This window comes from Brevibacterium sp. HMSC08F02 (assembly GCF_001807555.1).
Classification (GTDB): domain Bacteria; phylum Actinomycetota; class Actinomycetes; order Actinomycetales; family Brevibacteriaceae; genus Brevibacterium; species Brevibacterium ravenspurgense.
This window is the reverse complement of record NZ_KV789356.1, coordinates 1-21,665: the sequence shown is the minus strand read 5'-3', so window position 1 is coordinate 21,665 and position 21,665 is coordinate 1. Positions and strand designations below refer to the sequence as shown.

Annotated in this window: 18 protein-coding genes; 10 read left to right on the top strand and 8 right to left on the bottom strand. The window is 60.1% G+C overall.

Features of this window, described 5'->3' with window-relative positions:
* The first annotated feature begins 40 nt into the window (after positions 1-40).
* The 9 genes from HMPREF3172_RS05725 to HMPREF3172_RS05685 all read left to right on the top strand — a co-directional run bounded on the left by HMPREF3172_RS05725 (position 41) and on the right by HMPREF3172_RS05685 (position 12,723).
* Positions 41-1,480, top strand: a complete 1,440-nt coding sequence (locus HMPREF3172_RS05725) for a PucR family transcriptional regulator (protein ID WP_070516138.1) — start codon at positions 41-43, stop codon at positions 1,478-1,480.
* 336 nt (positions 1,481-1,816) lie between these two features.
* Complete coding sequence (gene nrdH / locus HMPREF3172_RS05720; RefSeq protein WP_019175977.1) at positions 1,817-2,065, top strand: glutaredoxin-like protein NrdH; 249 nt, start codon at positions 1,817-1,819, stop codon at positions 2,063-2,065.
* A gap of 2 nt (positions 2,066-2,067) precedes the next feature.
* The gene (gene nrdI, locus HMPREF3172_RS05715) at positions 2,068-2,481 is read left to right on the top strand and encodes a class Ib ribonucleoside-diphosphate reductase assembly flavoprotein NrdI (RefSeq protein ID WP_070516136.1); all 414 of its coding nucleotides are present in this window, start codon (positions 2,068-2,070) and stop codon (positions 2,479-2,481) included.
* 5 nt (positions 2,482-2,486) lie between these two features.
* Positions 2,487-4,613 (top strand): class 1b ribonucleoside-diphosphate reductase subunit alpha, encoded by a 2,127-nt coding sequence (gene nrdE, locus HMPREF3172_RS05710; protein WP_370919341.1) that lies wholly within the window; start codon positions 2,487-2,489, stop codon positions 4,611-4,613.
* Between the two features lie 30 nt (positions 4,614-4,643).
* Positions 4,644-5,624 (top strand): class 1b ribonucleoside-diphosphate reductase subunit beta, encoded by a 981-nt coding sequence (nrdF, locus tag HMPREF3172_RS05705; RefSeq protein WP_176745028.1) that lies wholly within the window; start codon positions 4,644-4,646, stop codon positions 5,622-5,624.
* A 682-nt stretch (positions 5,625-6,306) separates the two neighbouring features.
* Positions 6,307-7,773, top strand: a complete 1,467-nt coding sequence (locus HMPREF3172_RS05700) for a SpaH/EbpB family LPXTG-anchored major pilin (RefSeq protein ID WP_070516133.1) — start codon at positions 6,307-6,309, stop codon at positions 7,771-7,773.
* Between the two features lie 135 nt (positions 7,774-7,908).
* Entirely contained in the window at positions 7,909-8,847 is a 939-nt protein-coding gene (locus HMPREF3172_RS05695) for a class C sortase (protein WP_070516131.1), read from the top strand.
* A 13-nt stretch (positions 8,848-8,860) separates the two neighbouring features.
* Complete coding sequence (locus HMPREF3172_RS05690; RefSeq protein ID WP_070516164.1) at positions 8,861-9,619, top strand: isopeptide-forming domain-containing protein; 759 nt, start codon at positions 8,861-8,863, stop codon at positions 9,617-9,619.
* Positions 9,616-12,723: a SpaA isopeptide-forming pilin-related protein gene (locus tag HMPREF3172_RS05685; RefSeq protein WP_256173232.1), complete on the top strand. Its 3,108-nt coding sequence runs from the start codon at positions 9,616-9,618 to the stop codon at positions 12,721-12,723. Before HMPREF3172_RS05690 ends, HMPREF3172_RS05685 begins: the two co-directional genes overlap by 4 nt.
* 113 nt (positions 12,724-12,836) lie before the next feature.
* On the opposite strand, the gene HMPREF3172_RS05680 is transcribed toward HMPREF3172_RS05685, so the two are convergent.
* From HMPREF3172_RS05680 to HMPREF3172_RS05645, 8 genes are all read right to left on the bottom strand, one after another.
* Positions 12,837-13,805 carry a class C sortase gene (locus tag HMPREF3172_RS05680; protein ID WP_176746133.1) on the bottom strand — a complete coding sequence of 323 codons (969 nt, stop codon included), beginning with the start codon at positions 13,803-13,805 and terminating at the stop codon, positions 12,837-12,839.
* Positions 13,806-13,839: 34 nt separating this feature from the next.
* The gene (locus tag HMPREF3172_RS05675; RefSeq protein WP_070516129.1) at positions 13,840-14,634 is read right to left on the bottom strand and encodes an SDR family NAD(P)-dependent oxidoreductase; all 795 of its coding nucleotides are present in this window, start codon (positions 14,632-14,634) and stop codon (positions 13,840-13,842) included.
* Positions 14,635-14,829: 195 nt separating this feature from the next.
* Positions 14,830-15,630: a carbon-nitrogen hydrolase family protein gene (locus HMPREF3172_RS05670; protein ID WP_070516128.1), complete on the bottom strand. Its 801-nt coding sequence runs from the start codon at positions 15,628-15,630 to the stop codon at positions 14,830-14,832.
* A gap of 91 nt (positions 15,631-15,721) precedes the next feature.
* Positions 15,722-16,708, bottom strand: a complete 987-nt coding sequence (locus HMPREF3172_RS05665) for an NAD(P)H-dependent flavin oxidoreductase (RefSeq protein WP_070516126.1) — start codon at positions 16,706-16,708, stop codon at positions 15,722-15,724.
* 149 nt (positions 16,709-16,857) lie between these two features.
* Positions 16,858-17,634: an enoyl-CoA hydratase-related protein gene (locus tag HMPREF3172_RS05660; RefSeq protein ID WP_070516124.1), complete on the bottom strand. Its 777-nt coding sequence runs from the start codon at positions 17,632-17,634 to the stop codon at positions 16,858-16,860.
* Positions 17,631-18,671 carry an enoyl-CoA hydratase/isomerase family protein gene (locus HMPREF3172_RS05655; protein WP_070516122.1) on the bottom strand — a complete coding sequence of 347 codons (1,041 nt, stop codon included), beginning with the start codon at positions 18,669-18,671 and terminating at the stop codon, positions 17,631-17,633. Before HMPREF3172_RS05655 ends, HMPREF3172_RS05660 begins: the two co-directional genes overlap by 4 nt.
* 1 nt (position 18,672) lies before the next feature.
* On the bottom strand, positions 18,673-19,839 hold the full coding sequence (locus HMPREF3172_RS05650) for an acyl-CoA dehydrogenase family protein (RefSeq protein WP_070516119.1): 1,167 nt from the start codon (positions 19,837-19,839) through the stop codon (positions 18,673-18,675).
* Positions 19,840-20,058: 219 nt separating this feature from the next.
* The gene (locus HMPREF3172_RS05645) at positions 20,059-20,553 is read right to left on the bottom strand and encodes a MarR family winged helix-turn-helix transcriptional regulator (protein ID WP_070516117.1); all 495 of its coding nucleotides are present in this window, start codon (positions 20,551-20,553) and stop codon (positions 20,059-20,061) included.
* 121 nt (positions 20,554-20,674) lie between these two features.
* Here HMPREF3172_RS05645 and HMPREF3172_RS05640 point away from each other — a divergent pair, with 121 nt between their 5' ends.
* The gene (locus HMPREF3172_RS05640) at positions 20,675-21,406 is read left to right on the top strand and encodes an SOS response-associated peptidase (protein WP_070516115.1); all 732 of its coding nucleotides are present in this window, start codon (positions 20,675-20,677) and stop codon (positions 21,404-21,406) included.
* Positions 21,407-21,665 lie beyond the last annotated feature (259 nt).

The following is a 21,665-nucleotide window of genomic DNA, read 5'->3' as shown; positions in this document are numbered from 1 at the left end:
TGAGATATGCCGGTGACGCTGCCACACAGTAGAACGGAGGATGCTCGTGGTTGTTCTGGGAGAGCTGCTCGACAGCCAGGCACTCAGCCTTGAAGTGCACTGTGAACCGGCGGGTGCGCGTACGCAGTCAGTGCGGATCGTCCACGCCTCCGAAGTTCCGAGCATTGATTCGTGGCTGCGCGGCGGGGAAGTCCTCTTAACGGTGGGCGCGCTCGTTGACCTTGCTGACCCTGCGGCCAGTGCCGACTATGCGGCGCGGGTGCGCGCCGGCGGTGCTGTGGCCCTGGGCATCGGCCTGGGGGAGGGACTGCCGCACAGTGAAGTTCCGCCGACGATCGTCGCCGCAGCCAAAAAGGAAGGCCTCGTGCTGTTCGGTGTTCCCCAGCGCACCGCCTTTGTCGACGTCGTCGACGCCTTCACCAGTCTTCGCGAAGCCGAATACGCCCGTGAACTGCATGCGGTGGCATCCGCCCAGCGCTCAATTGCGGGCCTGCTGGCGGGCCCCGGTATGGAAAGGGCGATCGAGTCGCTGCGCTCGCGGCTGGGTGCCGAGGTTGCCGTGCTCAACCCCGCCGGGGTGGTCATTGCGGGAGGTCTGACGGCCGCCGCGGTGGCCGAGGCGGCGGCGACTGCCGTGCGGGCGGCCTTTTCTGCATCGGCCGGCCCGCAGGAGACGGGCCTTTCTGGGCTGGTCCTCTATCCAGTGGGTTCAGCTCCGCTTGCCTGGCTTGCCGTCCGCGACGCAGGGTCCGACCCGCGTTCTTTCAGCCCCCGCGCTCGCAGTCTTGTCCTCACCACGACCGCGGCGCTGCTGCACATCAGCCTCAGCGGCACGGAACCGCAGGACGTTTCCGCGGTTCTCAACCCGCACGTCAGCCTTCCCGAGCGACGCGCTGCGTGGCACCTGACCGGAGCGGAAGAGGAAGGGGAGCTGCGCCTCGTGTGCTTGGAGCGGGTTCCGGCCGACCGGGTGCTGTGGCTGGTGGGCTGGCTGGCGGGTGCTGCCGGAGTCGCGGGGGATTCTGCGACGGCGGCGGTTCTGTGCGGGCCGCGGGCGTATCCGCAGGTGCTCAGAATTGCGCGCCTGGCAAGTGCAGAAGTTCGTGAAGACGCCGAGGTGGATCTCGAGTCTGCCGCACACACTGCGGCCGGCTGGTTCGGCGGGGCGGACCCGCAGTCGGAGCTCGCGGGACTGTTGGGGTCGGTTGATCCGACGGCGGCCGCCCGCTTTGCTGACCGTGTGCTGGGGCCGTTGGCGAAGGCTCCGCCGGCGTGGATGGTCACGCTGCGGGCCGCCGCGCGCCAAGGGCAGACCGGCGAGCCAGTGGCTGCTGAGCTCGGGCTGCACCGGCACACGGTGCGTGCTCACCTGAAGAACCTGGGCGACCTTCTGGGACGGGATCTGCGTGACCCTGAACAGCTGCGTTTGGTGCACGTGGCATTGCAGCTGCGTGAACGGAGTCTGACTGACCGGATGTGACAGATCCAACTGAAAAAATTTTTTGCCTGTGGACAGATGTCGAAACCGGTGGAGGATCTGTGGACAGAGCGTGGGTAAAAAATTCGACGAGTGCGGCGTGTTCCGCGACAGCTCGCGGAAACAAGATCACATCGATGTGATTCGCATTGTTCACATGTGTGGACGGCGGTCCGTTCGTCCCTTGTTAACTCTGCGCAAACCGCCGCGAATTACACTGGTGTAACACGAGATATAGGCGTAGTCTCGTACCCGAACACAACATCTTGTGGTTGCTCGACTGTCCGGTATGGAGAGCCGAGCGGCCTGAAAAACCTCGTCACCTCGAAGGAGACTCGCATGATCACCGTCTACACCAAGCCCTCCTGCGTCCAGTGCACAGCAACGTTCCGCGCCCTGGACGCTCGCGGTCTGGAGTACCGGTCGGTTGACCTCAGCCAGGACCCCGGCGCGCTCGACGTCGTCAAGGCCATGGGCTACATGCAGGCTCCCGTCGTTGTGACGGACAACGACCACTGGTCGGGCTTCCGTCCCGACAAGATCGCCACGCTCGCCGCCGCCGGCGGTGCGGGGGTCGCAGCGGTCTGACAATGCTGATCGTCTACTACTCCAGTAGTTCTGAATACACCCACCGGTTCGTAGAAAAACTGGGGCTGCCCGCCGTGCGGCTGCCCCTCCTGACGAAGGACGACACCCCGCTGGTCAGCGAACCCTTCGTCCTCATCACCCCGACGTACGGGGCCGGCCGCAATGCCGGCTCCACACCGCGTCAGGTGATCAAGTTTCTCAATGTCAAAGAGAACCGCGACAAGATCGTCGGAGTGATCGGCTCCGGAAACACGAACTTCGGCAACAATTTCTGCCGCGCGGCGTACACGGTGGCAGAGAAGACCAAAGTGCCCGTCCTCTACAACTTCGAAATGTTCGGTACGCAGGAGGACGTCGAAAAAGTGAAAGAAGGATTGGAAAAGCTGTGTCAACAACAGCCGCAGACCGCGATCTAGAGGCCATCATCCGCGAGGAAACCGACCTCGACTACCACGCGCTCAATGCCATGCTCAACCTGTACGACAAGGACGGTCGCATTCAGTTTGAGCGCGACAAGCAGGCAGCGCGTCAGTTCTTCCTCCAGCACGTCAACAACAACACTGTCTTCTTCCACGACCTGGAAGAGAAGCTCAACTACCTCATCGAACACCACTACTACGAAAAAGAGGTGCTCGACCAGTACTCGTTTGCGTTTATTTCGGAACTGTCGAAGCACGCGTACTCCAAGAAGTTCCGCTTCCAGACCTTCCTGGGGGCGTTTAAGTTCTACACGTCGTACACGCTGAAGACCTTCGACGGCAAGCGCTACCTGGAGCGCTTCGAGGACCGCGTGGTCATGGTGTCGCTGTTCCTCGCACGCGGCGACGAAAAGCTCGCCCGCCAGCTTGTCGACGAAATCATCGCCGGCCGCTTCCAGCCGGCAACGCCCACGTTCCTCAACGCGGGCAAAAAGCAGCGCGGCGAAATGGTCTCCTGCTTCCTGCTGCGCATCGAAGACAACATGGAGTCCATCGGCCGTTCGGTCAACTCCGCACTGCAGCTGTCCAAGCGCGGCGGCGGTGTGGCGTTCTGCCTGACCAACATCCGCGAAGCCGGCGCGCCCATTAAGAAGATCGAAAATCAGTCCTCGGGCGTCATTCCTGTTATGAAGATGCTCGAAGACGCGTTCTCCTACGCCAACCAGCTGGGTGCGCGTCAGGGTGCCGGTGCGGTGTACATGAACGCCCACCACCCGGACATCTACAGCTTCCTGGACACCAAACGCGAAAACGCGGACGAAAAGATCCGCATCAAGACCCTGTCGCTGGGTGTGGTCATTCCGGACATCACGTTCCACCTGGCCAAGAAGAACGAACCCATGTACCTGTTCAGCCCCTACGACGTCGAAAAGGTCTACGGGGTGCCGTTCACCGAAATCTCGGTGACGGAAAAGTACTACGAAATGGTCGACGACGCGCGGATCAAGAAGACCAAGATCAACGCGCGCGAATTCTTCCAGACGCTCGCCGAAATCCAGTTCGAATCGGGCTACCCGTACATCATGTACGAAGACACGGTGAACCGTGCGAACCCCATCAAGGGCCGCATCACCATGTCCAACCTGTGCTCGGAGATCCTGCAGGTGAACTCGGCTTCGACCTACAACGAGGACCTCACCTACAGCCACATCGGCAAGGACATTTCCTGCAACCTCGGTTCGCTCAACATCGCAGCGACCATGGACTCCGAAGACTTCGGACAGACCGTCGAGGTCGCCATCCGCGGTCTGACGGCGGTGTCGGAAACCTCGAACATCGCATCCGTGCCCTCGATTGAGCGCGGCAACTCGATGTCGCATGCCATCGGCCTGGGGCAGATGAACCTGCACGGCTACCTGGGTCGCGAACGGATCCACTACGGCTCCGAAGAGGGCCTGGACTTCACCAACATGTACTTCTACACCGTGGCCTTCCACGCGGTGCGCGCATCCATGGAGATTGCCAAGGAACGCGGCCGCACCTTCGAAGGCTTCGAAGACTCGAAGTACGCATCCGGTGAGTACTTCGACAAGTACACCGAACAGGAATGGAAGCCCCGCACCGAGCGTGTGGCGCAGATCTTCGAAGAAGCCGGTGTGCACATTCCCACGCAGGACGACTGGGCCAAGCTGCGCGACGAAGTCGCCAAGCACGGCATCTACAACCAGAACCTGCAGGCTGTGCCGCCCACGGGCTCGATTTCCTACATCAACAACTCGACCTCGTCGATTCACCCGATTGCCGCTCCGGTGGAAATCCGCAAGGAAGGCAAGATCGGCCGCGTGTACTACCCGGCACCGCACATGACGAACGACAACCTGGAGTACTTCCAGGATGCCTACGAAATCGGTCCAGAGAAGATCATCGACACATACGCTGAGGCCACCCAGCACGTGGACCAGGGCCTGTCGCTGACGCTGTTCTTCAAGGACACCGCCACCACCCGCGATGTCAACAAGGCCCAGATCTACGCCTGGACCAAGGGCATCAAGACGGTCTACTACAGCCGTATCCGCCAGATGGCGCTGACCGGCACGGAAGTCGAAGGCTGCGTTTCCTGCATGCTGTGATCAGCTGTAGGGGAACAGAAGGGGATAACAGTGACACAGACACGTGACTTCGGGCTGACCGACCGGGCCGAAGCGATCAACTGGAACCGCATCGAGGACGACATCGACCTCGAGGTGTGGGATCGACTCACATCGAATTTCTGGCTGCCGGAAAAGGTTCCGCTGTCCAATGATACCCAGTCGTGGGCCACGCTCAGCGACGACGAAAAGTGGATGACCATGCAGGTGTTTGCGGGGCTGACCCTGCTGGACACCATTCAGGGCACCATCGGCGCAGTGTCGCTGCTGCCGGATGCGCTGACTCCGCACGAAGAGGCCGTGTACACCAACATCTGCTTCATGGAGTCGGTGCACGCGAAGTCGTATTCGTCGATCTTCTCGACCCTGTCGAGCACCCGTCAGATTGACGAAGTGTTCCGCTGGGCAAAGGAAGAGCCCACCCTGCAGAAGAAGGCGAAGGTCGTCACCGACCTGTACCACGGGGACGACCCGCAGAAGCGCAAGATCGCTTCCACCCTGTTGGAATCGTTCATGTTCTACTCGGGCTTCTACCTGCCTCTGTACTGGTCGTCACGCGCCAAGCTGACGAACACGGCCGACCTCATTCGGCTGATCATTCGCGACGAGGCCGTGCACGGCTACTACATCGGGTACAAGTACCAGCAGAACCTCAAGAACGAATCCGAACAGCGCCGTCAGGAGCTCAAGGACTTCACCTACGAAGTTCTGTTCGACCTGTACGAAAACGAAGTTGCCTACACCCACCTGATCTATGACCGGGTGGGCCTGGCAGAGGACGTCAAGAAGTTCCTCAACTACAACGCGAACAAGGCGCTCATGAACCTCGGCTATGAGGCTATGTTCCCGGCGGAAGTCACGGATGTGAACCCGGCTATTCTGTCCTCGCTCAACCCGAACGCGGACGAAAACCACGACTTCTTCTCGGGCAGCGGCTCCAGCTACGTCATCGGCAAGGCCGAATCCACCGAAGACGACGACTGGGACTTCTAAGCCCTCCGCCTCAGCGCGAACAGCAGCGGCCCGGAACTGTGAGAACAGTTCCGGGCCGCTGCTTTTTTGTGCCCTGGGCTTCGGTTTGTGCCCACACTCTGCCCGCGTTCTGCTGACTCTCTGCACGCATAGCGCCGGGCACCAAACGGGGAGCCGGAAGTACCTTGCAGCCGCATTCCGGGCGCTCGGACGCGAACGCTTGCGGGTTTCACGGGCATTTTCATGTGTTCGATGGGTGCCGGTGATAGGCGGTAACACGCTCGAAAGGTGAGGCGCAAAGTGTGACTTCCGCTATGTGACGCGGAGTAAGCAGGAGGAACAGCCGGCGAGCAACGCGGTGCTGTTACAGGGGTCCGGCTGCTCGACCCCGCCACTCAGACCGATGAACAAAAACAGTAATACAAAGTTGAACTAATATTTCCTATGCAGTTTTGCTAATTTATTTCTAAGCGGTTTCACAGAACGCGAAATGTGTGCATCCGGCTCCCACCGGATGCACACGAATCGGCTGGGGCATGTGAATGCCAGAAGGCATCACGAGCGACAGGCTGAAGCGTTCGGCGGAAAGCCCCCCATGGGCCTCCGCAGCAGTTCTGGACGCAGGCCCGAGTGTCAGCATCCATGTGAATCGCACGAATAATGCTGAGGCTCCGGCCTTCACTGATGCAAAGGAATTGAATCCATGACTACGTTCTCTAAGGCCGTATGCGCGGCCTCAGTCGCGGCTGTTCTCGGACTCTCGATGGGTGTTTCCGCTCCGGCCGTCCTCGCGCAGCCCGCTCCTCAGGTGCAGAAGGGCAATATCGACTTCTCCAAGAAGGGTTCGCTGACCCTCTACAAGAAGAAGGGCGCTGAATCCAACAACGCCGCCACCGGTAAAGAAATGCAGAATGTGCCAGGTGAGGCACTTAACGGTGTGACCTTCAAGATCACCAAGCTGAACTTCGACCTTGAAAAGGGCGACTGGACCAAGTTCCCGAAGACTGCGGCTGACGTGAAGGACGCTGACAAGAGCGAAACGACCTTCGAGAAGAAAACCGAGGGCGAAGGCGCAGCCAAGTTCTCGGACCTGCCGCTGGGCATCTACCTGGTTGAAGAAACCAACGCTCCGGACGGAATCGTTGCCGGCGCTCCTTTCATCGTTTCGATCCCCATGGTGAACGAAGCCTCGGACGCGTGGAACTACGACGTCATCGCGTACCCCAAGAACTCCGAAACCAAGACTGAAAAGACTGTCAAGGACGCCGACAAACACATCCAGGACGCCTACACCTACACCATCAACGCCGATGCTCCCACCTGGGGTGAAGGCAAGAGCCTGACCGCCTTCCGCTTTGAGGACCAGCTGGACAAGCGCCTCGACTTCCAGAAGGTGACCGAGGTCAAGGCCGGTAACACCGCTCTCGGTAAAGGCGACTACACCGTCAACAACCCCGCTGAAAACGGCAACAAGCTTGTCGTCACGCTGACCGAACAGGGTCTTGCCAAAGTGAAGTCCGGTGACAAGCTTTCGCTGACCTTCGAAACGAAGCGCAAGGAAGTCGGCGACACCACGGAACTGAAGAACCAGGCTGACGTCATCTTCAACAACCCGAACACCGGCAACGAAGTCAAGAACAAGACCAACGAGGTTGTCACCTACCACGGCAAGCTCAAGGTCGTGAAGAAGGACGGCAAGGAAACCGGCAAGGTCCTCGAAGGTGCTGAATTCGAGCTCTACCAGTGCACCTCGGCCTCTAAGCTTGGCGCAAAGGTGACCGTAAAGAACGTTTCCAAGTGGACCACCGGTGCTGACGGAACCTTCAGCATTGACGGTCTGCACGTCACGGACTTCGAAGACAACAAGGAAGCTCCGGCGACCAAGAAGTTCTGCCTGAAGGAAACCAAGGCACCTGCTGGCTACGTTCTGCCTGAAAACAACGTCACCGAGATCGACTTCACCCGTGACAACATCGCGAAGACTGGCGAGCTCAAGGGTGATGACAAGGTCACCCTCGTGTCTGAAATCGACAACATCAAGCAGGACACCCCGAACCTGCCGATGACCGGTGGTGCGGGTGTCGGCCTCCTCGGTGCTCTCGGTGCCCTGATCGCCGCTGCCGGTGTGTGGTTCGCTCGCCGCAACGCCAAGCAGGCACAGGCCGAGTAAGACCCAGGGAAATCCATGAGCCCACTGGGCTCTGGACGGTGGGGCAGTGAACAGACACTGCGCACTGCCCCACACAAACCCACTCAGTGATACAGACCTGGGAGCCATGCGGTGGAGAGCAACCCCACATCAACTTTGAAGCGAACCGTCACGAACGGCCAGTACGGCAAGGCGAAGAAGAACAGACTGATGCTGCCGGCCATCGTGGTGATCCTCGGTTTGCTCGTGATGATGTACCCGGTTGTCTCCACCGCATGGAACAACTACGGAGCGTCGAAGGCTGCCAAAGAATATGCGCAGCTGGACAAAGACACTCCTCAGGAAGTCAAGAACACGCAGTGGGACAAAGCACACGAATACAACGAACAGCGTGCTTCCGGCCCGATTCTCGACCCGTGGCTCAACGACATCGACTCCGATAACCCCGAGTACGCAGAGTATCTGGACCAGCTGAGTGAGAACGATGCCATGGCCCGGTTCATCTTCCCAAAGATCGGCGTGGATCTGCCCATCTACCACGGAACTTCGGACGATGTTCTGCAGAGGGGACTGGGGCACCTGTACGGGTCTGACCTTCCCGTCGGCGGCAGAGGAACCCATTCGGTCATCACCGGGCACACGGGACTGTCGAACGCCACGATGTTCGACAACCTCAGCAAAGCCGAAGAGGGCGACGCCTTCTACGTGCAGGTCTCAGGCCACAAGCTCAAGTACGAAATCGATCAGATCAAGGTGGTCCTTCCCGACCAAACCGAAGATCTGAGGCCGGACGAAAGCGGCGACTACATCACGCTGATCACGTGCACGCCCTACGGAGTGAACACGCACCGACTCCTGGTGCGCGGCCACCAGGTTCCCCTGGAACCAGTGGACGAAGGCGTGTTCGATCAGAACCACAGCGGCGGATGGCAGTGGTGGATGTACGCGCTCATGGCAGCCGTACTGGTCATCGGCCTTGGCTTCGCATGGTGGGCGCGCCGACAGCACAAGCTCAGCAAAGCAACAGCCAGCGCGAACAACAAAAGCAAGGGACTGTCTTCCGACGCGGAGAAGCAGTCGGATGACAACAACTGATTTTGGTGAACAGATGACTATGAAACGACACGCAGTGTCATGGGGCAGAACGGCAGCGGTGCTGCTGGCCGTATGCGCCATGCTCTGTGCTCTTGGTTTTGCGGGTGCCAGCCCCGCATATGCCGCCAAAATTGTTGGGCAGGCGAGTCCAAACGGCGGGAAGAACACCCCGGGCACTGACATCGTCACCATCACCATCAGCCCCGGCAACCCCGAAGACGACCACTCGCCGGCCGCCGGCAAGGTTTCCGGTGTCACCATTGAACTTGAACGGCTGGAAGGCATTTCAGCCGAGAACTCATCCGACATGAAGCGGGTCGAATCCGCCTCGGTCGATGACATTTCCGCATGGCCGAAAGACCGCTCGATCAGCAAGGTCACGAACGCTGCAGGATCCGCGAAGTTCGCAAACCTGCCGAAGGGCATCTACCTGGCCAGCTCATCGGCGCCGAATGACAGCTACCGCGAAATCAACTCGTTCCTTGTAGCAGTCCCATTCCACAGCGGACCGCAGGGCGATTCACCGGTTGAAGGCGTCATCGTCGCCAAATCACGATCACCCCAGGGCCCACCTCCGGGCAATGAACCTCCGCCAACACCGCCTGTTGTGGATACACCGGAAAAACCGAAGACCCCGCAGGGGCACGACCAGTCGATGCCCGTTACGGGTGCCCAGGTCACCATCATCGTCATCATTGCCGCCGTTCTCATCGGCGCCGGTTTCACCATCATCGTTGCCAGCAGAAGAAAGTCAGAAGGTGGGAAGAAATGAGGCACACACTTCCATTCCGCCTGTCGAAAGAACAGCACACGATCATGCGGGTGCTCGCCGTGTTCGCAGTGCTGGCAGCGCTCATCGCCAACGGACTCGCAGTCATTCCAGGCCCCACGCCCGCACAGGCGCAGACGCAGAACATCCCGGTCAGCCCGGATAAGCGCGAATTCAATAAGCTGAATACTCGACAGTATTTTCCGCCGTTCGAATTCACTGTTGAAGATGACGCCAAGCTGACTGACCTGGATTTGTCGTTCGGTGGCAGCAACTGGGTTCGAGGCTACGAGCTCATTGTTAATGGGAACAGACTCGCTCCTAAGATTAACGATTCGACAAAGGCGCCTTTTAAGGTTACCCACAGCGGTCTCAACATGGCGGTGAAAAAAGGCGACAAGATCCAGATAACCCCTACGTTCAATGAGCCAAGAGTGACTGGATCGGTCTCCGTTGCACTGCGTGGAACGCCATCCGGTACCACTCCGCCTCCGACTGATCCGGACCCCACGCCGGACCCGACGACTGTGACGCCGGCAGCTCCGACGGCTGTCGACCCTGCCACCGCCTCACAGTGTGTGGAGAAGGGCTACATCAACATTCCTGGCACACAGGGCGTTGACTACTACATCGAGGACCAGGAGAAATCTGCCGGGCAGCATTTCTTCGAAGGGACAAAGCCTGCCACCGTCAAGGTCACGGCCAAGGCACAACCTGGCTACCGGATTGCTTCTGGCGCTAAAACTGAATGGTCGTTCGACATGAGTGGTGAGGTGAAGAACTGTTCGGGTGACCAACCGACGCTACCGCCAGAGGGACGCACCTTCAAAGCCACAGGACACGGGTTCTCGCTGCAGGGCGACCCAGTCAACTCAGGTACGCCGAACGTCTTCACGGCAAAAGTCGGTGAGGATGCAAAGCTGAACTACCTCACGGTGCGCATCAAAACTGACGCCACGTTCCTCGACCCGCAGCACTACCAGCTGACCGTCGACAAGATTGAAGACGGCGTGACGCTGCAGAAGCGCAACGTCAAAATCGGCAACGGCTACATCACCATGGACGTTGTGCCGATGAAGAACGGCAAACAGGTCGACTCGGCAGTTCTGCCCAAAGACGCAGTGTTCACATTCACCAATAACCTCGCCCAGAACAAGAACCTGGAAGTTGAGCTGGACGCATACGGCACAAAGTCTGCAGATCCCACTGACCCGCCCATCATTTCCCCGCCAGACGGGGCGAAATGGGTTCACGGGCGCGTTGCGAATCCTTCTGTCCCTATGACTTGTGGCCTGCGCATTGCGGTCGTCGCTGACCTGTCGACGTCGTTGAACTACGCTGATAATGCGAACGGTTTCGAAGAGTCGAAAAAAGCTACAAATGCCTTCATCGATGCTCTCGCAGGCACTCCCGCTGAACTCGGTATCTACAATTTCGCGAGCACCGCTCCAGCGAATAACGCAGGATCGACCGCTGGCAATAACCCGCCCTACATTTCCATGCAGACAACGGCTGGAGTCAACCAGGCAAAACGTGTCGTCGACAATTGGGCTTATAACGAGAACAACAGTGCGACGAACTGGCAAGCAGGTTTGCAGCAGGTCAAAGCTGGGAACTATGACGTGGTGTACTTCATTACCGACGGTATGCCCACAACATCGTCCACGATCCAGAGCAAAGGAATCGGTGGAGAGTTTGTTCAGGCAAGTGCACTCAACGATGCAATTGACGCAGCGAATGAACTCAAAAAACAAGGCACCCGCGTGGTCCCGCTCATGGTCGACCTGACACTTGGTGGACGAACCAGCCAACGCCCTGTTGTGACGAATGATCTAGTGCTCAAAGACGCCAAACGCATTGGCTGGCAAGCAGATCCGGGGCAAGCTCCAGGTTTGTACTACAAAATTCGAAGTGACCACCCGAAGGCTATACACGCCAATTACATCGGCACCGATACTTTGGTGAATCTGAAAATGGCATATGACGGGGCTGGTAATCAGACCCTGCAGGTGTTTGAGCGTCTACCCAATGGGAGGCAGGAGACGGTCACTTCCAACATGTCTAGGTGGACCTACGGTACACGTGACGTCAAGACGATGGGTGAAGACATCTCGGGCACAGGCGATACTGTTCGAATCACTAACTACAGTGGTCTGGCTGCGCAGATGAAGTCGATCGCCCAGGACCTCTCCAAGAAATGCAACGGCGAAGTGATCGTCAAGAAGCGCATCGTCGATGAGAACGGCAAGGTTCTCTCCGACGGTGAGCCAGGCTGGGAATTCACTCTGTCCGCTAACGGCCAAAAGGTCATTGATCCCGGAAATGGTTCACTCGTCACCCAGTGGCGCAAAGTCACCTCTTGGAGGGAAGAGGACAAGGGCACCGCACGCTGGGGAATCCAGAGTGAAACGGCGCAGGATCTCACGCTTACCGAAACGCAGAAGGAAGGCTACTCGCTGTACCAACGCGACGGCAAGAACGCCGTCTGTCAGGAAACCCGCGATGGCAAAACCGCGCCACTTGGTGTTCAAAATGATGGCGAGTTCGGCTTTAAAGTGCGAATGAACGAGAAAGACAAGGTGCTTTCACGCGTGTCCTGCGTGGTTGACAACTACAAGGCACCGGAAACACAGCCTGGAAAACTGACCTTCAAAAAGGCACAGTACGTGGACGGCAAGATCACAGATATGCCTGGACTGGGCGGTGCGACCTTTGAGATCTATCCGGCTAAGGACGGCAAGCCCGACTACAGCGCTGGTAAGCCGCTGTACACCATCACGCCCGGTCAGGAATCTATCGAGGTGAAGACAACAGGTACGTTCTTCCTCGTGGAGACCAAAGCGCCGAAGGGACTGAACCTGCTGCCGCACCCGGTCAAGTTCGAAATCGCAATGGATCAGAACACCAAGAAGTACACGATTTCGGATGGCACGAGCAACGGCCTGATCACAACAAGCGGTACTGGTGAGGCGATGATCCTGACGGTTGCTGACACCAAATCCGGTGAGCTGCCCAAGACCGGCGGCAACGGCGTGGCATGGTGGGCCGCAGGCGGTATGGCCATCGCTGCGGCAGGTGCCCTGCTCATGTATCGCAGGCGCGCCTGAGGCTTAGCCACAAACCTGGCGGTCAGCACCGAGGCAATATAAATCGCACGCCGACAACGATTGAGGCCCGCACCCCAATAGGGGTGCGGGCCTCAGCGTTCAGCTGAATCAGTTCAGTCCTTGGCAGCCTTTGTTGATTTGCGCCACCAGTAGATCAGCATCAGAACAATTACCGCGGCCGCTACGAGGATTGCCCACATCCACCACTGCCACTGCATGCCGGAACCGTCAAACACAGAATCGTCACTGGGATCCATAGGAACCCGATGTCCAGTTACCAGCAGACGGTGCGTGTTGATGCCATACGGCGTGCAGGTGATGAGGGTTACCAGGTCTTTGCCCTCTTCCCTCCTGATGGAACTGGTGTCAGAAGGCTCAACAACCTGAATATCGTCAACCTCGTACTTCAGCTTCTTACCGCTGACCGCAATGTAGAAAGCATCGCCCTTCTGCACCTTTTCGAGGTTGTCCCACATCGTCGCATCCTGCAGGCCCGTGTGAGCCGACAGAGCAGAATGCCGCCCCTCGCCCTTACCCTTGCCGCCCACAGGGAAGTCCGTCCCGTACAGGTGACCGGCACCTCGGGTGAGGGCCTTTTCCGACGTCCCGTGGTAGATCGGCAGATCAGAATTGATAGACGGAATGACGACCCTGCCCAGAGCATCCGTTTCCGACAGCACCGACAGGTACTCTTCATAGCGCTTGTACTCGGGTGAATCTTCGTCATCCGAAGTTGTCCACGCATCTTGAACGCTGATCTGACCCAAGTCTGCGTTGTAAGCGTGCGCGTCCTCCCACGCCGTGTTCAGAGCCTCGGGAGGAGCCTTCTTTTCCAACTGCGAATACTCATCAGCTGCGCGGCGCTGCTGAAAATTGTTCCACTGGGTGGCCGCAACAGGATAGAGCAGCACCCCCAAACCGACGACCACTAGAACAAAGGCAATAAGAACATTGCCATTGATGCCCTTGCGCTTCTTCTTCGCCGGCTTATCCCGGTTGCTGGGCGCAACCGGTGTGTGCTCGTCGTCGTGACCGGCATCCCCTGTGTACGCCTGATCGCTCTCGCGAGAGTGCTGCTCCATATCCTCCTGCTTTGAGTTCTGGGCTTAAGCGCCTTCAGTCGTTCCAGGCCCACACGTCTTCGCCGCGCAGCGAAACCTCGGCACCGCCGTCAACGTAGATGGTCTGACCGGCCATGTGGGTGTTGGCCGGTTCCGTGATCCAGATGAGTGCATCAGCCACGGATTCCGGCGGCTGGTGGTAGTTCAGCGGCATGGGAACCTGCTGGTCAACATAGGCCGTCATTTCCGGTGTGGACAGAAGCTCTTCCGTCATGGGGGTCAGCACGGTACCCGGGGCAATCGCGTTGACCGGGATGCCGGCGCCAGCCCATTCGTCAGAAATCGAAACGCGGCGCACCCAGCGCGACAGCGCGCGCTTAGACGACGGGTAGGAAACGTAGCCGGTCATCGGATCATCCGACACGTGGCCTTCAGCGATCTCAAGAGCCTTGGCTTCGTCCCCTGCGAGCATCGCCTCGACCAGTGCAGGGTCATTCGGCTGCAGCGACGCCATTGACGACACAACGGCAACCCGCGGGGCCTCCGACTTCTTCAAGGCAGGCAGCAAAGCCTCAAGAAGCTCAACCACGCCGAAGTAGTTCACCGACACAGTCTTCGGAATGGGCGCGGAAATACCAGCGCAGGCGATGACAGCGTCAACTGTCCCGCCGGCAAGTTCAACAGCGGAAGCGACAGCCTGCGAACGGCCCTCCCGGGTGGACAGGTCAGCTTCAACATCAGCGTTCTTCAGGTCGATTCCGACAACGCGGTCACCGCGTTCACGCAGAATCTTGGCGGTCGTGGCACCGATACCCGAAGCCGAACCGGTGACAACATAGGTGCGGGTCATGGTCTCTGCCTTCCTCCGCCCAGTCAGCTGCGGGCGGTTAGCGTCATGACGGCGTTCTGCCGTCACTTCTAATCTAACCGGCTCAAGGCGAACACGGGCTGAAAATCCAGCGCGCAGATCACGCTCGCTTACGCAGTGGGACGCGGCCCGCTCAGTGCCCCTGCTCAGAACTGGGCTGAGCAGCCCAGGCTTCGCTCAGTAGCCCAGTCGTGCGTTTTCGAGGACTGGCAGTGCGCTCTTGGCCTTGTCGATCACGCCGAAGTCAATGTCTGTAACGATCAGCTGCTCACCCTGCCCGTCTTCCTGCGCGATCGGTGCGCCAAACGGGTCGACAACCAGCGAACCGCCCACACCCGTCGGGGCGTCAGCCGGCACCTCGACACCCGAAACCGTCGGATCAGCCTGGTCAACGGCAGAGACGATCATGTTGGAATCCAGCGCGCGCACCCGCGCCAGCAGATCCCACTGGTAGAGCTTGCCCGGGCCCGCACCCCAGGATGCGGACACCAGCGCCAACTGCGCACCCGCGCGGGAAAGCTCCGCAAACAGCTTCGGGAAGCGAATGTCGTAGCAGATGGCAAGACCGACCGTCACACCTTCCACGTCGACCGTGACAATGTCATTACCGGGTTCCACCGTGTCGGACTCACGGAACCCAAAAGCGTCGTACAGGTGGATCTTTTCGTACGCCACGCGCCCGCCAGCGGGGGAGTAGACCGCCAGCTGATTGACCACACGATCCCCGTGTGCCAAGAACTCACCGGCGACAATCGTCAGCCCGTGCTCATCCGCAAGCACCTGCATCCGCTCCTGCCACGCCTCAGCGTGCTGCCGGGTGTCCTCACGCAGTCCCGGGCCGAACGACCGCATCGTCGCCTCCGGAAACTGCACCAGGACAGCTCCGGCCTCAGCGGCCGAACGCACATAGTCTTCGACCTTGCTCACATTGGCCGAAACACCAGGAGTCGTATTGATCTGTGCAAGCGCAATCTTCATACGCTCACCGTACCCCCGCCGAGGTGGAAGGGACAGATCTGCCGACCTCCACCTCGTACGGGTGGGAAAGGAGGCTCCGCACAGCGGAGCCTCAGAAGATCCGACCGCGCAGATCCTCGACGGCAGCCCGGTACTCGCCTTCCAGACGGTCCACGAGCGAGGCGACCGGCAGCTTTTCGCGCACCGCGCCGATGCCCTGACCGGAGCCCCAAATGTCCTTCCACGCCTTCGACTTCGACGACCCACCGCTGCCGAAGTTCATCTTCGAAGGATCGGATTCGGGCAGATTGTCCGGATCCATGCCTGCCGCCTCAATCGAACCGCGCAGATAGTTGCCGTGCACTCCCGTGAACAGGTTCGAGTACACAACATCGCTGGCGCCGGAATCCACAATCATGTCGCGGTAGCCCTCAACGACATTCGCTTCGGGGCTGGCCAAAAACGCCGAACCGACATAGGCGAAATCCGCCCCGGCAGCCTGTGCGGCCAGCACCGAAGTGCCGTGGGCGATGCTTCCCGACAGCAGCAGAGGACCGCCGAACCATTCGCGGATCTCACGGATGAGCGCAAACGGCGACAGCGCACCGGCGTGCCCGCCAGCTCCGGCGGAAACGGCAACCAGGCCGTCCGCGCCCTTCTCAATGGCCTTGTGGGCAAAGCGGTTGTTGATGACATCGTGCAGCACAATGCCGCCATAGGAATGGACGGCCTCGTAGACGTCTTCGCGCGCACCGAGTGAAGTGATGACAATCGGCACCTTGTGGTCCACAACAACGCCGAGGTCGTGCTCAATGCGGTCATTGGAACGGTGCACGATGAGGTTCGCGGCAAACGGGCCCACGGGCGTGCCGGGATTGTTCTTGGCGAACTCGGCATTCGATTCGCGGATCTCGTCAAACCAGTCCGACAGCGCCTCCTGCGGGCGGGCGTTGAGAGTGGGGAAAGAGCCGATGATTCCCGCCTGACACTGGGCCTTGACGAGCTCGGGGCCCGACGCGATGAACATGGGGGATGCCACAATCGGCAGGCGCAGATCAGCGCGCAGCTGTTCGGGAAGTTCGGTGCGTTCGACAGTCATGAAGCTCCTTCGGTCTGAGTGTCCGACATCACTTTAGACGACGAACGCCCCGCCGGTGGGCGGGGCGTTCGCATGCTGGTCAAGGTGAGCTGATCAGCAAGTTTGGGGACAGCCGGGACCGGCTGGGGTGCCGGTTTGTGCTCCGTTTCTCAGCGGTCCTTGAATTCGGGCTTGCGCTTCTCAACGAAAGCGCCCATGCCTTCCTTCTGGTCTTCTGTGGCCAGCGAGGAGTGGAACAGACGACGCTCGTACACCAGGCCCTGGTCGAGCGTGGTTTCGAATGCCGCGTTGACGGCCTCCTTCACCATGGCCGAAGCAATAAGCGACTTCGATGCGATGACACCAGCTGCTTCGCGGGCCGTGTCCATGAGTTCGTCATGCGGCACAACGCGAGCCACGAGGTTCGATTCGAGGGCTTCGTCAGCCTTGATGAAACGGCCGGTCAGGCACAGGTCCATGGCCTTGGCCTTGCCGATCGCGCGGGTCAGACGCTGCGATCCGCCCATGCCCGGCAGAACGCCGAGGTTGATCTCCGGCTGGCCGAACTGAGCGCGGTCCGAGGCGATGATGAAGTCACACATCATCGCCAGTTCGCATCCGCCGCCCAGGGCGTAGCCGTTGACGGCTGCAATGATCGGCTTGCGGACCTCACGCAGGCGGTTCCAGCCGACGAAGAAGTCTTCGCGGTAGGCCTCGGCGAATTCGAGCGAAGCCATTTCCTTGATGTCAGCGCCGGCTGCGAATGCCTTGTCGCCGTCACCGGTGATGATGATTGCGCGGACATCGTCAGAGGTGTCGAATTCAGCAAGAGCTGCCGTGACGTCCTTCATGACCTGCGAGCTCAGCGGGTTCATGGGCCCCGGAGCCAGGGTGATGGTGCCGATCTTGTCCGAAATGTCGACCTTGATGGTTTCGTACTGGGTCACTGGAAAACCTTTCGTGCTGCGGGTTCTGTCAGGACTTCCTGGACGAGTTCGCTGGTGACTTCCTCCAGGGTGGCCGGCTTCCACTGCGGGTTGCGGTCCTTGTCGATGACCTGGGCGCGGATGCCCTCGGCCAGGTCGTTGTGCTTGCCGAGGTTGATGCCGGTGCGCAGGTCGCGCTCCAGGACCTCTTCGAGGCTCATGTCGCCGGCGGTGCGGATCGATTCGAACGTCACCTTCAGGCTCAGCGGCGACTTCGTTTCGATGAGGTCAGCCGTCTTGGCGCCCCATTCGGTGCCAAGGGAGCGCAGGCGCTCGAGGATTTCCTCGACCGAACCGGCAGAGAATGCGTGGTCGATAGCTTCGCGGTGCTCGGCGAGTTCATCAGCCGGAGCTTCCGAGGAGAACTGCTTGAGAACGGCCTCGGCTTCTGCCGGACGCTTGGCCAGTTCGGCTGCGACCTCATCGAGCTTGGCGTCTTCGATGTAGTAGTCAGCAAGACCGGCGGCAAGTGCGGCCCCCGCGCCGACCGGCAGACCGGTCAGGCCCAGGTACATGCCGACCGCACCGGGCGCCTGCGCCAGCAGGTAGGTGCCGCCGACGTCCGGGAACAGACCGATGGTGGTCTCCGGCATGCCGATCTTGGTGCTGTCGGTGACAACGCGGTGCGAACCGTGCACCGAAATGCCAACGCCGCCGCCCATCGTGATGCCGTTCATGAACGCCACATAGGGCTTGGGGAAGCGGGCGATCCGGTCGTTCATCACGTACTCTTCGCCGAAGAACTGCAGGTTCGCGTCGGTGCCGTCGAGCAGGGAAGCGTGGATGGCCTTGATGTCACCGCCGGCGCACAGGCCGCGCTCGCCGCGACCGGTGACGAGCACAGCCTTGACCGAATCGTCGTCCTGCCACTTGGCCAGGGCCTCGTTGACGATGTCGACCATTTCCTGGTTGAGCGCGTTGATTGCACGCGGCTTGTTCAGTTCAATGTGTCCCAGGCCGCCTTCGGCGCTGAGGACGACGGGGGTTTCTTCAGTCAACTTATGCAACTCCTGTGCTCTTGCGCGAAATGATGACGCGCATGATTTCGTTCGTGCCTTCAAGGATCTGGTGTACGCGCAGGTCGCGGACCAGCTTCTCCACACCGTACTCGTGCAAGTAGCCGTAGCCGCCGAACAGCTGGAGGGCGCGGTTGGCAACATCAAAGCCGGTGTCGGTGGCCTTGAGCTTGGCCATCGCCGACAGCAGGGTCGTGTTTTCGTGCTTCGCGTCGTAGGCCTGGGCGGCGCGCCACAGGAGCGAACGGGCGGCTTCGAGGTCGGCCTGCATCTGGGCGACTTCAAAGCGCAGTGCCTGGAACTGATTGAGGTCCTGGCCGAATGCCTGGCGTTCACCCAAGTACTGCACGGCCTTTTCCAGTGCCGACTGGCCACCGCCGAGCGATGCGGCGCCGATGTTGAGGCGACCGCCGTCCAGACCGCTCATAGCGGCCTTGAAGCCTTCACCTTCCTCGCCGACCAGGTTTTCCACGGGAACGCGAACGTTTTCCATGATGACCTGGCGGGTGGGCTGTGCGTGCCAGCCCATCTTGATTTCGTCGGGTCCGAAGTCCAGACCCTCCATGCCCTTCTCCAGGATGAAGGCTGAGATTCCGCGGGCGCCGTCCTGGCCGGTGCGTGCCATGACCAGGTAGATGTCGGATGCGCCGGCACCGGAAATGAACTGCTTGACGCCGTTGAGGATGTAGTGGTCGCCGTCGCGACGGGCCGAGGTGCGCAGACCGGCCGCGTCGGAACCGGCGTTCGGTTCGGTCAGGCAGTAGCTGGCAAGGTTTTCGAAGGTCACGAGCTTCGACAGGTAGCGCTCGTGCTGGTCTTCGTTGCCGAATCGTTCGATGACCGAGGCGACCATGTTGTGAATCGAGATGTACGAAGCAACCGCGGGGCAGCCGGTCGACAGGTTTTCGAAGATGAGAGCCGCGTCCATACGGCCCAGGCCGGAACCGCCCTTGTCTTCGGCAATGTAGATGCCGCCCATACCCAGGTCCGCGGTCGACTTGATGACGTCGACGGGGAAGTGCGAATTGGCATCCCATTCGAGAGCGTGCGGTGCCAGCTGTTCGTCTGCGAACTCGCGGCACATGTTTGCAAGTTCGAGCTGGTCATCGCTCAGCCCAAAGGGCAGAGAAGCCGCAGTGCTGCGTGCCATGTTGTTGCCTCCAAGATTTAGTAGGACGTCAAACAAAGTCGCCGCCAGTGTAGCCGGTGTCACACCTTTTCGTCACACGCACCGGTGTTGGGCATCTGCCGGGGGAGTGAACATTCGGTGCACGAGGTCCCGGGAGGGTTGGGGTGCGCGGGAAGGCCGAGGTGCCGCTTGCGGGGCCGGGCGCGGGGAGAGGCGAGGGAGGTGCGGGCGGGGGAGTGCTCAGTCTTCGGCCAGTGCTGCGCGGTGCTCGGCCAGCAGCTGGAGCAGCTGGTCCATGCGCTCGCCCTCAATGCCCGGGTGGGTGAACACTTCGCGGTTCAGCGCGTCTGTTGCAGCGAGCGAGAGTTCACGGCCAGCCTTGGTCAGCTGCACAATCGTCGACCGGCCGTCGTCCGGGTGCGGGGTGCGTTTGACGAGTCCCACTCGCTCCAACCGGTCCACTGCGTTCGTCGTCGAGGTCGGGTGAACCTGCAAGCGGCGAGAGACGACGGACATCGGAAGCTCTCCGTGGCTGCTGAAGCGCAGAAGAGTCAGGAGTTCGTACCGGGCGAAAGTCAGTTTCAACGGCCGCAGGGCACGGTCGATGCGAGCCATGAGCAGCTGTTGGGAGCGCATGATGCTGGTGGTCAGCGTCATGCCGTCAGCCGCCCCGGCGTAGCCGTGGGCTTCCCACTGGCGCCGTGCTTCCCGGATCGGGTCGAAGTTCTCAGCCATAGTCGGGCTGAGTCTATGGTGCTTGTGTGGTCGAGCGCACATCCGCGTCTACGGGCGGGCCGCTGCGCCATGTCATAAGCAGGTCAATGCGCCTAGATATAAGCAGTGCGATGATGGCCGTATGTGTGGTCGCGTGAATATGGCGGTGGATCCGGCGTCGTTGGTTGATGAGCTTGAAGTCGACTCGTTCCGCTGGAACGTGCCCGAAAGCTACAACGTGCCTCCCGGCTCGCCCCTGCCGGTCATCCTTGACCGGGTCGATGCGGACGGGCAGCTGACGCGGCGGCTGGAGGCGGCCCGCTGGGGGCTGGTTCCAGGGTGGGCTAAAGACGACAAGATCGGCTTCCGCGCATTCAATGCCCGGTCGGAAACCGTTGACTCCAAACCCATGTTCCGGTCGGCCTTCACATCTAGGCGCTGTGCGGTTGCCGTCAACGGCTACTACGAATGGGAAAAGACCGAATCCGGCAAACAGCCCTGGTATATGCACGCCGATGGTGATGACTGGATTTTCATGGCGGGCCTATTTGAACTGCGCCAGCAGCCGCCGGAGCAGGTTGATCAGTCAGAGGCAGATCCGTCCGTGCTTGACGGGTGGTTGGTTTCGACAACCATGTTGACCCTGCCCGCGCGTGGGCATCTGGAGCAGGTGCATCACCGCATGCCCCTTTTCTTAGAGCGGGATCAGATAGGGCAGTGGCTCAATCCGGCAGTTGATTCCAAGGCCGATACCGGCCAGCTGCTCGAGGGGCTCCTGGAGGGTGTTGACCCGGACCGCATCAAGAGGCACGAGGTGGGTGCCGAGGTGGGCAATGTCCGCAATAACTGGTCAGGTCTCGCTGATCCCGCTTAAGTGAGGGCGCGGCAGTGTCTTCCCTGATGGCGGCACACGAAGCGTGGCGCACCTCACTCGAATTCGGCTTGCAAAGCGGAATGCGGTCGGTCTAGAGTTATATCTCGTTCCCAGGAACGCGGAAGCGGTCCGGAACGGACGAAGATTAACTGCAGCGGATCAAAGATTTGCAGGCAGATGAACTTCAGGCTAAGATAGCCGAGCGCTCAAATTGCTGAGCGCCAGACTTTCACCTTTGATGAAGTGCTCACGGTTGTGG